At 28.0% G+C, this 12,924-nt stretch carries 13 protein-coding genes; 12 read left to right on the top strand and 1 reads right to left on the bottom strand.

The window, feature by feature from the left end:
- Window positions 1–53 precede the first annotated feature (53 nt).
- The 4 genes from MPF13_RS06095 (at window position 54) to MPF13_RS06080 (ending at window position 4,197) form a co-directional block, all read left to right on the top strand.
- Entirely contained in the window at window positions 54–887 is an 834-nt protein-coding gene (locus tag MPF13_RS06095) for a universal stress protein (RefSeq protein WP_249981445.1), read from the top strand.
- Window positions 888–3,077 carry a SulP family inorganic anion transporter gene (locus MPF13_RS06090; RefSeq protein ID WP_249981444.1) on the top strand — a complete coding sequence of 730 codons (2,190 nt, stop codon included), beginning with the start codon at window positions 888–890 and terminating at the stop codon, window positions 3,075–3,077.
- Window positions 3,078–3,080: 3 nt separating this feature from the next.
- Window positions 3,081–3,662 carry a MiaE family protein gene (locus tag MPF13_RS06085; protein WP_249981443.1) on the top strand — a complete coding sequence of 194 codons (582 nt, stop codon included), beginning with the start codon at window positions 3,081–3,083 and terminating at the stop codon, window positions 3,660–3,662.
- A gap of 103 nt (window positions 3,663–3,765) precedes the next feature.
- Entirely contained in the window at window positions 3,766–4,197 is a 432-nt protein-coding gene (locus MPF13_RS06080) for a DUF4268 domain-containing protein (protein WP_249981442.1), read from the top strand.
- A 213-nt stretch (window positions 4,198–4,410) separates the two neighbouring features.
- On the opposite strand, the gene MPF13_RS06075 is transcribed toward MPF13_RS06080, so the two are convergent.
- Complete coding sequence (locus tag MPF13_RS06075) at window positions 4,411–4,749, bottom strand: DUF4870 domain-containing protein (protein ID WP_249981441.1); 339 nt, start codon at window positions 4,747–4,749, stop codon at window positions 4,411–4,413.
- Window positions 4,750–4,851: 102 nt separating this feature from the next.
- Between MPF13_RS06075 and mnmE the strand changes: the two genes are divergently transcribed.
- The 8 genes from mnmE (at window position 4,852) to MPF13_RS06035 (ending at window position 12,292) form a co-directional block, all read left to right on the top strand.
- On the top strand, window positions 4,852–6,246 hold the full coding sequence (gene mnmE, locus MPF13_RS06070; protein ID WP_249981440.1) for a tRNA uridine-5-carboxymethylaminomethyl(34) synthesis GTPase MnmE: 1,395 nt from the start codon (window positions 4,852–4,854) through the stop codon (window positions 6,244–6,246).
- A 221-nt stretch (window positions 6,247–6,467) separates the two neighbouring features.
- A complete protein-coding gene (locus MPF13_RS06065; protein WP_249981439.1) occupies window positions 6,468–6,833 on the top strand; it encodes a helix-turn-helix domain-containing protein in 366 nt (121 codons plus the stop codon).
- Between the two features lie 3 nt (window positions 6,834–6,836).
- Window positions 6,837–7,931 (top strand): site-specific integrase, encoded by a 1,095-nt coding sequence (locus tag MPF13_RS06060; RefSeq protein ID WP_249981438.1) that lies wholly within the window; start codon window positions 6,837–6,839, stop codon window positions 7,929–7,931.
- A complete protein-coding gene (locus MPF13_RS06055; RefSeq protein ID WP_249981437.1) occupies window positions 7,931–8,881 on the top strand; it encodes a DUF6617 family protein in 951 nt (316 codons plus the stop codon). The genes MPF13_RS06060 and MPF13_RS06055 overlap by 1 nt, the downstream gene beginning before the upstream one ends.
- A 157-nt stretch (window positions 8,882–9,038) precedes the next feature.
- Window positions 9,039–9,341 carry a helix-turn-helix domain-containing protein gene (locus MPF13_RS06050; protein WP_249981436.1) on the top strand — a complete coding sequence of 101 codons (303 nt, stop codon included), beginning with the start codon at window positions 9,039–9,041 and terminating at the stop codon, window positions 9,339–9,341.
- The gene (locus MPF13_RS06045; protein WP_249981435.1) at window positions 9,338–9,631 is read left to right on the top strand and encodes a helix-turn-helix domain-containing protein; all 294 of its coding nucleotides are present in this window, start codon (window positions 9,338–9,340) and stop codon (window positions 9,629–9,631) included. The genes MPF13_RS06050 and MPF13_RS06045 overlap by 4 nt, the downstream gene beginning before the upstream one ends.
- Window positions 9,618–10,526, top strand: a complete 909-nt coding sequence (locus MPF13_RS06040; RefSeq protein WP_249981434.1) for a BT4734/BF3469 family protein — start codon at window positions 9,618–9,620, stop codon at window positions 10,524–10,526. The genes MPF13_RS06045 and MPF13_RS06040 overlap by 14 nt, the downstream gene beginning before the upstream one ends.
- The gene (locus tag MPF13_RS06035; RefSeq protein ID WP_249981433.1) at window positions 10,523–12,292 is read left to right on the top strand and encodes a DUF3987 domain-containing protein; all 1,770 of its coding nucleotides are present in this window, start codon (window positions 10,523–10,525) and stop codon (window positions 12,290–12,292) included. The genes MPF13_RS06040 and MPF13_RS06035 overlap by 4 nt, the downstream gene beginning before the upstream one ends.
- Window positions 12,293–12,924 lie beyond the last annotated feature (632 nt).

The raw sequence follows: 12,924 nt of genomic DNA, 5'->3' as shown, positions 1-12,924 counted from the left end.
TTCTTATAAACTTTCCTATCTTGCAATCTTTTTTTAACTACTAAACTTTTTATTTGCAAGAAACTCAAAAAATCCTAATTGGTATTGCATTTTCCCCAAACTTAAAAGCAAATATTTTTGAAGCTGTAAGGCTAGCTAATATGTTTGAAGCTGAATTAGTTGGTGTACATGTTGGTCCAAAATCTGAAGAAAAAAAATCGGATTTAAATATAATTTTATCTAAAGCAGAACCCTTAAAAAAACCATTTAAAAGTATTTGGAAAGAAGGAAAACCTGTAGATGTAATTTTAGAAACTTGCACACAAGAAAACATAGATTTACTTATTTTAGGAGCTATCCAAAAAGAGAATCTCTATAAATATTATGTAGGTTCTATTGCCAGAAAAATTACTAGAAAAGCACCTTGTTCTGTATTACTTTTAATAAAACCTTCTGTAGAAAGAATTCCTTGTAAACACATAGTTGTTAACGGTTTAAAAGATGATAAAACAGAAGATACAATTAAAACTGCATTTGATTTATCTAATAAATTAAACTGCAATAAATTAACAATTGTAGAAGAAGTGAGTCAAGAAGAATTACACGTAAAAGTTAATGATGACAAATCTTTACGTAAAGCTAATATTGTAAAAGAGAGGTTAAGAACTAGAGAAGATCAGCGTGTAAAACATATTTTAGAAGATATTGAAAATAAAAACATTACAGTTAATACACAACCTATTTTTGGAAAAAGAGGATACTCAATAGGTCATTATGCAAAAGTAAAAAGAGCTGACTTGCTTGTTATGAATGCTCCAAATAAATTAAGGCTTTTAGATAGAATTTTTCCTCATGATATTGAGTACATTTTATCTGAATTACCAACAGACGTTTTAATTGTAAAATAAATGGGAAAGAAAAATACTGTTAAAACGTTTATAAGCGATATTCCTCAAAACCTATTTTCTGGTTTTGTAGTTTCTTTAATTGCACTTCCTTTAGGTTTAGGGTTGGCTTTGGCTTCTGGTGCACCTCCTATTTCTGGAATTATTGCAGCCATTATTGGTGGAACTGTAGTTGCTATTATTGGTGGTTCTAATGTTACAATTACGGGTCCTGGAAATGGATTAGTAGTAGTTATTTTAGCTGCCATAACTACTTTGGGTCAAGGAGATATGCAGCAAGGTTTTTTATACACACTTGCAGCAATTGTAATCTCTGGAGTAATAATGATTATTCTAGGTTTTTTAAGAATGGGCTCTTTAGGAGACTTTTTTCCTGCATCTGCAATACAAGGTATGTTAGCTGCAATTGGAATAGGAATTTTTGCCAAACAAATTCATGTAATGTTTGGTAATTTAAATGCAAAAGGAAGTATTGTAGAACTTCTTTTTCAGGTTCCAGAAGGAATTATAAATTTAATAAAAACAGAAAATTCTAGCATGTTTTATGCAGGGTTAGTTGGTATAGGAAGTCTTTTAATCATGATTTTTTATGGTAAAATTAGAAATAGATATTTTCAGTTAATTCCAGCTCCTATGTGGATTGTGGTTTTAAGTGTAGGTCTTTATTACTACTTTGATTTGGTTTCTGCATCAGAATATCCAATAGATAAAAGTTTATTAATTGCTTTACCAGATGATATTTTATCAAACTTTACCTTTCCAGATTTTTCTATTGTTTATCAAGGTAACTTTATAAATGCAGTAATAGCCATAACTTTAATTGCAAGTATAGAAAGTTTATTAAGCATAAAAGCTGTTGATAAATTAGATCCTTTAAAAAGAAGATCTAACGTTAATAAAGATATTAGAGCCTTAGGTTTGGCAACTGTAATTAGTGGTTTTTTAGGAGGTTTAAATGTAGTTACTGTAATTGCAAGAAGTTCTGTAAATGTTAACAACAAAGGTTCTAACAGGTCTGCAAACTTTTTTCATGCTGCCTTTTTAGTAGCATTTATCTTATTATTTGCCACAGAATTACGTAAAATTCCATTGTCTGCTTTGGCTGCTATTTTAGTTTTTACAGGGTATAAATTAGCATCTCCAGAAAATATTAAAAAAGTATTTAGTATTGGTTCAGAGCAATTAATTATATTCTTAATTACGCTTTTAACAACTATTACAACTAGTTTAATTACAGGTATTATAGTTGGTATTTTGGTTACTTTCATTATTCACATCATAATTAATAAAGATGTATTTTTATTTATTAAAAATGTTTTAAAACCAAATGTTTTAATGTTTAAAGAAGATGGAAAGTATTATGTGAGTGTTAAAAACTTTTCGAGCTTTTTAAATTATACAAAACTAAAAGGAAAGTTAGATCAAATACCAGAAAACGAAGAGGCTATTATAGATTTTTCTTTATGTGATTTTGTAGACCATTCTGTAATGGAAAACATGAGTAATTATGCAGAATCTTTTACTAGAAAAGGTGGTCATTTTGAAGTTATAGGTTTAGATGATTCTAAATCTGGTAGTGAACACCCTTTTGCATTGCGTAAAATTTTACCAAAACAAATAGTTCCTAAAGAAGGAGTTTTAACCAGAAGACAAAAATCGATACAAAGTATTAGTGAAGAAATGCATTGGAAATATTATGCTTTTTCTGCTCAAGAAATGGAAGAGTTACCAACTTTTGGATATTTTAAAACTCGTAAAATAGACAAAGTTTCTAATGTACTTTCTAACGAAGATTGTACCATTTTTGATGTACAGTTTTCTGAAGGAGAAATGATTGCAAAGCAAGTTATTAAAGCAACAATGTTGCATATTCATACACTAAAACCTGTTCCTAATTTTACATTAGATAGAGAAGGTATTTTTGAATATATATTAGAATTTGCAGGGTATAATGATATAGATATCTACAATCATCCAGATTTTAGCAAACGTTTTTATTTATCTGGAAAAAATGACGAAAAAATTAGAGAGTTTTTTACAGATGAATTAATTTTGTTTTTTGAAAGTAACAAGCAATATCATATAGAAGCTACAGAAAACGGATTGTTAATTATTGGTAACGAACGTTTATCTAGTGTAAAAGAAATTAAAGCGTTGGCTTATTTTGGTATGGGGCTGCAAAAAACAATATAACAAATGTTAGGTTTACAATTTGAAACAGAAACTTCTTGGGCAGAAATTGCAAAAGACAACTTACAACAAATATTGACAGATCATGCTTTTTTAGAGCAAAAAGCAGCTTCTAACGCTGTTTCTATTATCATTAATTATTCTGAAGAAACTGAACTTGTAAAAGAAATGAGCAATATTGCCATTGAAGAAATGCAACACTTTAAAATGGTGCATTTATTAATGGTTAAAAGAGGTATGGTTTTAGGACGTGAACAAAAAAACGATTATGCTGTTAGATTGCAAAAATTCTTTCCAAAAACAAAAGACAGAACAGATGCCTTAATTCAACGTTTGTTAGTTGCTGCCTTAATTGAAGCTAGAAGTTGTGAGCGTTTTAAAGTGTTTTCTGAAAACATGGAAGATGAAGAATTGTCTAAATTCTATAACAATTTAATGATTTCTGAAGCAAACCATTATACTACTTTTTTACAATTTGCAAGAGAATACCAAGACAGAGAAATTGTTGATAAAAAATGGAATGCTTTATTAGAGTTTGAAGCTGAGTTAATGCGTGAACGTGGAAAACTAGCTAAAATTCATGGGTAATTTAGTTAGCAGTTAGCAAAAAATAAAATATTTGATAGAGTGTCATTTCTAAGTGAGCTTTTTTAAGCGTTTGAGAAATTTCAACTTTAAAACTAATAATAAAATGTTCTCAAAAGACGAAGCAGCTTTAATGCGCAAAGAGTTTTGGACTAGTTTTGGAAAATCTTTTCCAAGAAAATGGTTGCTATATAACACCAAAATAAAAGGGTTCTCTTTTAAGTTTGTTGGAGAAAGAAAGCATGCAATGGTTTGTTTGGATATTGAAAATCCAGATGAATTGGTTAACCTACTCTATTATGACCAAATGCTATCTTTAAAAACATTATTAGAAAATGAATTACCAGAAGTAATTTTTGATGATGATTATTTATTAGAAAGTGGTAAAACAATTCATAGAATTTATGTTCCTTTTGCAAAGAAGTTTAGTATTTACAACAAAAATTCTTGGAGAGATTGTTTTGAATTTTATTATGAAACAATGGAAAAATTTGAGCTTTTTTTCTACGAATATGAAGAGGTTATTAAAAATATATAAACCTTCTTTTATAGCCTTTTGTTTATTGATAAGCTTGCGTTAATGATTGCAGTGGAAATCCTTTTAATGTCAGTTTGAGTGAATTTATGAAGGATGAATAAATTTGAATCGAGAACAAATTAAAAGATTGCAACGTAAAGCCTGACCTGAAAGGAAACGCCATAAAAAAAATCGCCCTTAAAGAGCGATTTTAAATATTACTATTTTCTTTTTCTATTTTATAAAATTGATACTAAAAGGATAGCTTGGTGCTTCATTATTACTTACTTTTATTGCATTAATAATAGGAAATATTAAGTAAAAAAATACGATTGCAATGATACCTAAAATTCCTAATCCTAATAATAAAATTAACGGTATACATATTAAAATGTAGATAAACATTGAGATTCTAAAGTTTAGAATTGCTTTTCCATGTTGATCCATACCAAAGACTTCATCTTTCTTAGTAAGCCACAGAATTAATGGAACTATAAAACCTCCAATACCAGTTACAAAATCTAATAATTGGCTTAAATGTGTAAATACTAATAATTGTTTGTCTTCTTTCATTTTTATATTTAAGTTTTTGAGTTATACTTATTTGACGCTCACTTTGTTAATTTGTTACAAAAATATTTAAATCACATTAATTAAGCTACGTATATTTGCAGTATGATTAAAAACGATACTATTATTGCTTTGGCTACTCCATCTGGAGTTGGAGCTATTTCTGTAATTAGACTTTCTGGTGAAAAAGCTATTGAAATTGTTGATGCTTTTTTTAAGTCTGTAAAAAAAGGAAAGACTTTAAAAAACCAAAAATCGCACACCATTCATTTAGGGCATATTGTAAAAGATGAAATTCTTTTAGATGAAGTTTTAGTTTCTGTTTTTAAAAACCCAAATTCTTATACTGGTGAGAATGTGGTTGAAATATCTTGTCATGGTTCTAGTTTTATTCAGCAAGAAATTATACAGTTATTTTTGCAAAATGGTTGTAGAATGGCAGATAATGGTGAGTTTACAATGCGAGCTTTTTTAAATGGAAAGATGGATTTGTCTCAAGCAGAAGCTGTTGCAGATGTTATTGCTTCTAACTCAGCTGCTAGTCATCAAATGGCAATTCAGCAAATGCGTGGAGGAATTACCAACGAATTAAAAGAGTTACGAGTTCAGTTATTAGATTTTGCTGCTTTAATAGAATTAGAATTAGATTTTTCTGGAGAAGATGTAGAATTTGCAGACAGAACAAAGTTTAAAGAATTGGTTGCAAAAATTACAGCAGTTTTAAAACGATTAATCGATTCTTTTTCTTTTGGAAATGCCATGAAATATGGAATTCCGGTTGCAATTATTGGTGAGCCAAATGTTGGAAAATCTACCCTTTTAAATGCACTTTTAAACGAAGAAAAAGCAATTGTATCTGATATTGCTGGTACAACTAGAGATGCCATTGAAGATGAAATGATAATTGGTGGAGTTGCTTTTAAATTTATTGATACTGCAGGAATTAGAGAAACAGAAGATGTTATAGAAAGTATTGGAATTAAAAAGGCGTATGAAAAAGCAGAAAATGCGCAGTTAATAATTTTCTTAATAGATTCTAACAAGTTTTCTTATGCTAAAGAAGACTTTTTATCTGAAATTGAAACAATTAAAGAGCGTTTTCCAAACAAACGTTTACTAGTAATTGCTAATAAAATTGATACTTTATCATGTCATGATTCATCAATATTACAATCTGAAATTGAGAATTTAATTTTACTTTCTGCAAAGCAAAAAACAGGAATAGATGAATTAAAAACAGAATTAACTTCTTTGGTAAATATTGGTGCTTTAAGTAATAATGAAACCATTGTTACCAACTCTCGTCATTTTGAAGCTTTAAATAACGCTTTAACAGCTATAACTTCTGTTCAGCAAGGAATTGACTTAGAAATTTCTACAGATTTATTTTCTATAGATATTAGAGAATGTTTACGTCATTTAGGTAATATTACTGGAGAGTATGATGTTGATAAAGATATTTTAGGTCATATTTTTGGTAATTTTTGTATCGGAAAGTAACCACCTTTCTTTTATTACATAACTACTTGTTTTTCTTTAATTTAACTAAATATATCTTCCTTTATTTGTTGCTTATTAGCTCTTTTTTGATTAAATTCGTTGTATAATCGTTGCCTTATTTCATTATTTGTTGCCCAAATAGATAAATAAAAACATATAGGAAATATTATGCACCATAATGCTACCTATTGACCCATAAGGCTACTTAACGCACCAAAAGGATGAGTAGTAACATATATCTTTTAAAAAATTGTCAGCAATGTAATAAGACATTTACAGCGCGAACAACTGTAACTAAGTATTGTAGTAATTCTTGTGGCAAGAAAGCTTGGAAACTAAGAAAAAGACAAGAAAAAATAAATGCTGCTATTACTGAAACTGAAATAAAAAAAGAAACAATCAATAATGCTAATACAGTTCTTAATACAAATAAAGAATACTTAAGTATTACAGAAGCTTCTCAACTTATTGGTGTTAGTAGATGGACAATTCAAAGAATGGTTCAAAATGGACGTTTAAAAGCTGTACCTTTTGGAAGGAAAAGAATTGTATCAAAAAAACAAATTGAAAATTTATTTAATGAATAAGCTATGAAAGTAACGCTAAGAAAAAGAAAGAAGAATAAAAATATTAGTTTATACCTCGACTATTATCATAAAGGCAAAAGAAAAACTGAGTATTTAAGGTTGTACCTCACTCCTAACCCTAAAACCTCTAAAGAAAGAGAGGTTAATAAAAAAACCTTACAACTAGCTGAAACCATTTGCGCACAAAGACAGATTGAATTACAAAATGGTATTTATGGCTTTGATAATATTGAAAAATTAAAGGGTAGTTTTATTAGCTATATTAAAACATTAGCAGAAACCAAAAACAATAGTACTGGTAATTATGGTAATTGGAATAGTATGTTAAAGCATCTTGATAAATTTTGTCCAAATGACATTAGTTTTAAAGATGTTGATAAAATGTTTGTTGAGAATTTCAAAAACTATTTAGATAAAGATGCCATTGGTAGAGCAGGTAAAAAACTATCTCAAAACTCAAAGCATTCTTATTTTGGTAAATTTATGGCTGCACTAAAACAAGCTGTAAAAGATGATATCCTAAAAATTAATCCTGGGCAAAATGTAAAGCATTTTAAACAAGGTGAACCTCAACGTGAATTTCTAACCTTAGATGAATTACAAGCAGCAGCAAAAACAGAATGTGAAATTCCTATTTTAAAAACCGCTTTTATATTTTCAACTTTAACAGGTTTAAGATGGTCAGATATAGAAAAACTGAAATGGTCAGAAATTCAACATTCTAAAGAAATGGGGTATTACATCAGATTCACTCAAAAGAAAACAAAAGGAGCACAAACCCTTCCTATATCAAACCAAGCAAGAAAATTATTAGGTGAAGAAGATAAACAAGAAAACCAAATTTTTAAAGGTTTGAATTATAGTGCTTGGTCAAATTTAAAATTACAACAATGGATGATGAAAGCAGGAATAACAAAAACAATAACTTTCCATTGTGCAAGACACACCTATGCTACACTTCAATTAACACTAGGAACAGATATTTATACAGTTTCAAAACTATTAGGTCATAAAGAATTAAGAACTACTCAAATTTATGCTAAAGTTATTGATGACAAAAAGAGAGAAGCAGCTAACAAAATAAATTTAGACTTATAATGATTAAAGATATATTTTCACGCTTAACATCAATAACAAGTGGCCTACATAAAGATAAAAGAACTGATAATGAGTTTCAATTATTACTATCAGAAATAAAAAAACATCAAAAAGCTTCAAATACAATTTTTGAAATAAAATTTAAAAGACCATTAAATTACAAGAAAGAATATTATAGAAACTTAATTTATTATGAAGTAGAAAAAACCATTTCATCTTTTAGAGAAGAATTTCCAAACAACGCTACTCTACACGAAAATAGCTACACCTACACATTTCTAATCAATAAATATGATAAGTATTTACAAGATATTGCTAAATACATAATCCAAAAAGAAATAACAACAAATCTAAACGAAGACATAAATTATATCATAAACTACTTAAAAGTATCATTAATAAGATTATATACAGAACTTCAAGAGCAGTATGGTCATTATTCAGACAATCATTTGTACACAATTTCAGAAATAGCAGAAAAATATTTTAATGACATTTCTTTTGACAATTCATTAATTGAAAAAATACAAGAACCTCAACAAGTAGTGATTCAAAAAACATCAAAGCCAAAAAGAAAACTCAAAACCTCATTTGGTTTTAAAGACAGAGACCACTCTAAATTATTATCCGTTTTAAAAAATCTTCAATTCAGAGTAGATTTATTACAAAACAGAACTACTGTAGAAGAATTACACAAACTTTTAATTGCTAATGATTTTACACAAATTAACATTCAAATTCACCTTCAATGTGAAACCACTCAATTTAGTTATATTGTATCAAAACTAAAACCTTACTTTAATGGGCTTACCCCTACTTCAATTGAATTTTCTGACTCATTTAAAACGAAAACAGGAACAACATTAAAAGCTAACAACCTTTATAAAAACAAAGTCCACAACCCAAAAGAAAAGGAAGAAATAGACAACATTATCAATCAACTACAATAAAAAACAGTAAGAATAGTAAGAAATCTTACTGTTACCTTACCCTTACTTTACACTCTTACTAAAATCATCTTACTAATTTTAAACCTTTGTATTGTTCTTGAGCACCAAGAATGACATTTGGCCAAGTGTCCTTATTTATTTTTTAAACAATAAAGAAATGGACAATAACATAATTGATAAATTAAACAACATTGAAAAACTCTTATTAGAGCAACAATCTTTACAAAAGCAAGTGTTAAATTTTAATGAAACTTGCAAATACTTAGAATTATCGCAATCGCATTTGTATAAACTTACAAGTACGTGTAACATTCCACACTATAAACCAAATGGTAAGAAAATCTATTTTAATAGAACAGAATTAGACCAATGGTTGTTGCGTAATAAAATTGAATCGCAAGACGAAATCGACCAGCAAGCTGCAAATTTCTTAATCAATAAAGGAAGTATAAAATTATGATTGAGATTATCGATTTATTAATGTCATTATCACAAGAAGTGAAAGACATAAAAGCGCATTTAGAAGATTTAAAAAACTCTAATTCAAAATTAAAAGATACTTGGTTAGACAATCAAGATGTAATGCAAACATTGCATATAAGCAAACGTACTTTACAAACTTTTAGAACAAATGGCATAATACCATTTAGTAAAATACAAGGCAAGTTTTACTATAAAGAAGCAGATATTATACAAATTCTGCAAGACAACTACTATAACCATAATTTTAAAAAAAATGGAAATAAGTAGAACAGCTATTCTTAATAAAACACATTATGGCATCAATATTTATACCTACGTGTTAAGACAGTTTTATCCTAATCAAACAGTTCTTTCCTTAACAGGAAAGAACTCTAGGATAACAAAGAACCCATTTAATGATAATAAAGAATCTTTAAAAATTAGTATCGTAAATAACATTGCTATACATAAAGACATCTATTTAAATGAATTTAAAGGAGATGTATTTGATTTTGCGCAATTGTATTTTAAAACTTCAAACAATTATGATTTACTTCTTAAAATAAATCAAACACTTAATTTAAACTTAAAAATTAAAGTTAAAGATCATTTAGAATGCAATTATAACGATAAAAATACCTGGTATGCTAGATGTAGCTTTTTTAAAGCACCTATCAGAAATGTATTTCCAACAGAAACAATGTGGCTACATCAAATTTACACGCTTATAACTAGCAACAAATACAAAAGCATCACAAACACTTTTAGAACGCTTAAAAACACTAAAGAAGCTCGTAAATACAAAGCCAATAATTTCGATTACGTAACATTTTCAGGCATTTTTAAAAAAAGAAGTGATAAAGAATTAATTAAACATTCTAACCTTTTAACTATTGATTTTGACCATCTAGAAAATGTAAAAGAATTAAAAGACAAATTACTATCTGACCAATACTTTGAAACAGAATTATTATTCACATCGCCTTCTGGTAAAGGAATAAAATGGATAATAAGAATAGACATTTCAGAGATTACGCACGCAGAATATTTTAAAGCAGTTACAAACTATATTAAACATACTTATAACATAGAAGTAGACCATTCAGGTAAAGACATTTCCAGAGCTTGTTTTTTATCACATGATCCTTCTGCATTTATTAATAAAAGACACCAAATAGCATGAAAAAAGAATTCAACCCAAAAGAGTGGCTAACAAATCCTGTTAATAATAATGCAGAAAAGGTAAGTAATAACAGGGCAACTCATAATAAAACACCCATTTTCTCAGATACTAATAACAATATAGAAAACTACATTACATTAATAGAGCAATCGGGTATAGATATTACAAACAACTATACAAATTGGCTAAATATTGGTTTTGCTATCGCAGATAAATACGGAGAATCAGGTAGAAATTATTTTTGTAGAATAAGTAAAAATCATCCTAATTTTAACCAAACAGAATGCAATACACAATTCACAAAATGTTTAAATGCTAAAGGACATGGAATTACTATTGCAACTTTCTATCATCTTGCTCATCAAGCAGGTATAAAAATTATAGACAATAATCTAGAATCTACAAATACTGCTTCTAATACTATAGAAACCGAACCAATAAAAGAGATACTACCTACAATTAACAATAAAGTATATAAAACAATACCAGAGTTTTTAAAGCAAATTGTAAAACCTGCTACAAGTTCAGAAGAAAGAGATATTTTACTATTAGGTGCACTCACTACTTTTAGTGCTTGTTTACCTAAATTATTTGGTATATACGACCAAAATAAGGTTTTTAGTAATTTATACCTGTTTGTAACAGCTCCTGCTTCTGCAGGTAAAGGAAGATTAAACAAAGTCAAAAACTTAGTAAACCCTGTTCATAAAATAAAACGAGAACAAGCAAAAGTTTTAAAACAGCAATACCAATCTGAAATGGCTACTTATAATTTTCAAAAAAAGAAAAATGACAATTCAGAAAAACCTTCCAAACCTCCAGAACAAATGTTATTCATTCCTGCAAACAATAGTGTAACTGGTGTGTATCAATTAATTGCAGACAATGAAGGTAGAGGATTAATATTTGAAACGGAAGGAGATACTTTAGCTCAAGCGTTTAAAAGTGATTATGGTAATTATTCAGATGGTTTTAGAAAAGCGTTTCATCACGAAACAATTAGTTATTACAGAAGAACCGATAGCGAATATGTAGATATAGAAAAACCTTGTTTATCTACAGTTTTGTCTGGTACTCCTAAACAAGTAGCTACATTAATTCCTAATGCAGAAAACGGGTTATTTAGTAGGTTTATGTTTTATTATATGAATATAAAACCTACTTGGAAAAATGTATTTCAAAATAGCAACAATATAAACTTAGACGATTATTACAACAACTTGGGTAATGATTTTTTAGAATTATACAAAACACTCAAACACAATCCTGCTATAGAAATTCGATTAACTCCAAAACAACAAAATCAATTCAATTCTTTTTTCGAAACGTTACAAACTAAATATCTAAACTTACAGCCTCAAGAATACATAGCAACTGTAAGAAGATTAGGACTAATTGCATTTCGCATCATAATGATTTTCTCTGTATTTAGAATTATGGAAGATGGAGATGTAAATACGATAAAACTTGCAGAAAAAGAAGATTTTAAGAATGCTTTATCAATAATCAAAACAATTGTAAAACACAGTAGTAAAGTCTTTAATGATTTACCTTTAGAAACTAAAGTCAATAAAAGAAAAAACAGAAAAGAACGTTTTTTAGAAACTTTAACTAAACATTTTACTAGGCAACAGTATTTACAAGTAGCTAAAAACTTAAACATCCCAAATAAAACAGCAGAAGGGTATATAACAGCTTTTGTAAAATCTGGCTTAATTCATAGAGAAAAACAAAACACATATACCAATACCACAAAAGAAGAATAAGGATACTCAGGTTATCAAGGATACTGAGGATAAAATGCCAACTCCCATTGTTATTTCCTCAGTTCCTTGAATCCCTCAAAAACCTGAAAGTTAATTTTGTAAATAAAATATTAAAAAAAGAGGGCTTTAAAATTTCGGGGGAAAGATTTAAAGAATTACAATTTAAAATCTTAAATGTAGAAAAGATTAAATCAACCTCTTTATTGAAAAAAAAAATACTTCTATATATAGATGTAACAAATAACAATTAACAACGAAAATCTATAATACATATTAACAATACAAAAATCAATCTTTTTATTCAATTTAAGAACAGCAAATAAATAAGTGAGCCTATATTAAAATAAATGATTCTTTTAATTACTGTTAAATATAAACTACAAATTATACACATTCTTAAATGCTAATTCTCTATTACATTTTTTTTTACACCTTTTAAATGAGACAATCAATAGTTTCCAAAATTATTTAATAATGTCACTGCTAAAACTTTAATATTTTGAACTAAAAAATTCTTAATACCAATTGCCAAAACCCATTATCAGGTATAATTATTCCTTCCTTATAATTTGTTATCTTTTTTTGGCAATTATAAATCTTACTTACATCAAAAGAAAAACATATTGTTGCAT

Origin of the sequence: Polaribacter sp. Z022, from assembly GCF_023555495.1 — a bacterium.
In the GTDB taxonomy this organism is placed as follows: domain Bacteria; phylum Bacteroidota; class Bacteroidia; order Flavobacteriales; family Flavobacteriaceae; genus Polaribacter.
Note: the sequence above shows the minus strand (reverse complement) of the source record. Positions and strands in the feature narration are given on the sequence as shown.

Bases quoted from the DNA above. Each gene is read 5' to 3' on its own strand.
- MPF13_RS06085 (WP_249981443.1), top strand. From the start codon at position 3,081: ATGTTAGGTTTACAATTTGAAACAGAAACTTCTTGGGCAGAAATTGCA.
- MPF13_RS06035 (WP_249981433.1), top strand. From the start codon at position 10,523: ATGAAAAAAGAATTCAACCCAAAAGAGTGGCTAACAAATCCTGTTAAT.
- MPF13_RS06075 (WP_249981441.1), bottom strand. From the start codon at position 4,749: ATGAAAGAAGACAAACAATTATTAGTATTTACACATTTAAGCCAATTA.
- MPF13_RS06090 (WP_249981444.1), top strand. From the start codon at position 888: ATGGGAAAGAAAAATACTGTTAAAACGTTTATAAGCGATATTCCTCAA.
- MPF13_RS06045 (WP_249981435.1), top strand. From the start codon at position 9,338: ATGATTGAGATTATCGATTTATTAATGTCATTATCACAAGAAGTGAAA.
- MPF13_RS06040 (WP_249981434.1), top strand. From the start codon at position 9,618: ATGGAAATAAGTAGAACAGCTATTCTTAATAAAACACATTATGGCATC.
- mnmE (WP_249981440.1), top strand. From the start codon at position 4,852: ATGATTAAAAACGATACTATTATTGCTTTGGCTACTCCATCTGGAGTT.
- MPF13_RS06060 (WP_249981438.1), top strand. From the start codon at position 6,837: ATGAAAGTAACGCTAAGAAAAAGAAAGAAGAATAAAAATATTAGTTTA.
- MPF13_RS06080 (WP_249981442.1), top strand. From the start codon at position 3,766: ATGTTCTCAAAAGACGAAGCAGCTTTAATGCGCAAAGAGTTTTGGACT.
- MPF13_RS06050 (WP_249981436.1), top strand. From the start codon at position 9,039: ATGGACAATAACATAATTGATAAATTAAACAACATTGAAAAACTCTTA.
- MPF13_RS06065 (WP_249981439.1), top strand. From the start codon at position 6,468: ATGAGTAGTAACATATATCTTTTAAAAAATTGTCAGCAATGTAATAAG.
- MPF13_RS06055 (WP_249981437.1), top strand. From the start codon at position 7,931: ATGATTAAAGATATATTTTCACGCTTAACATCAATAACAAGTGGCCTA.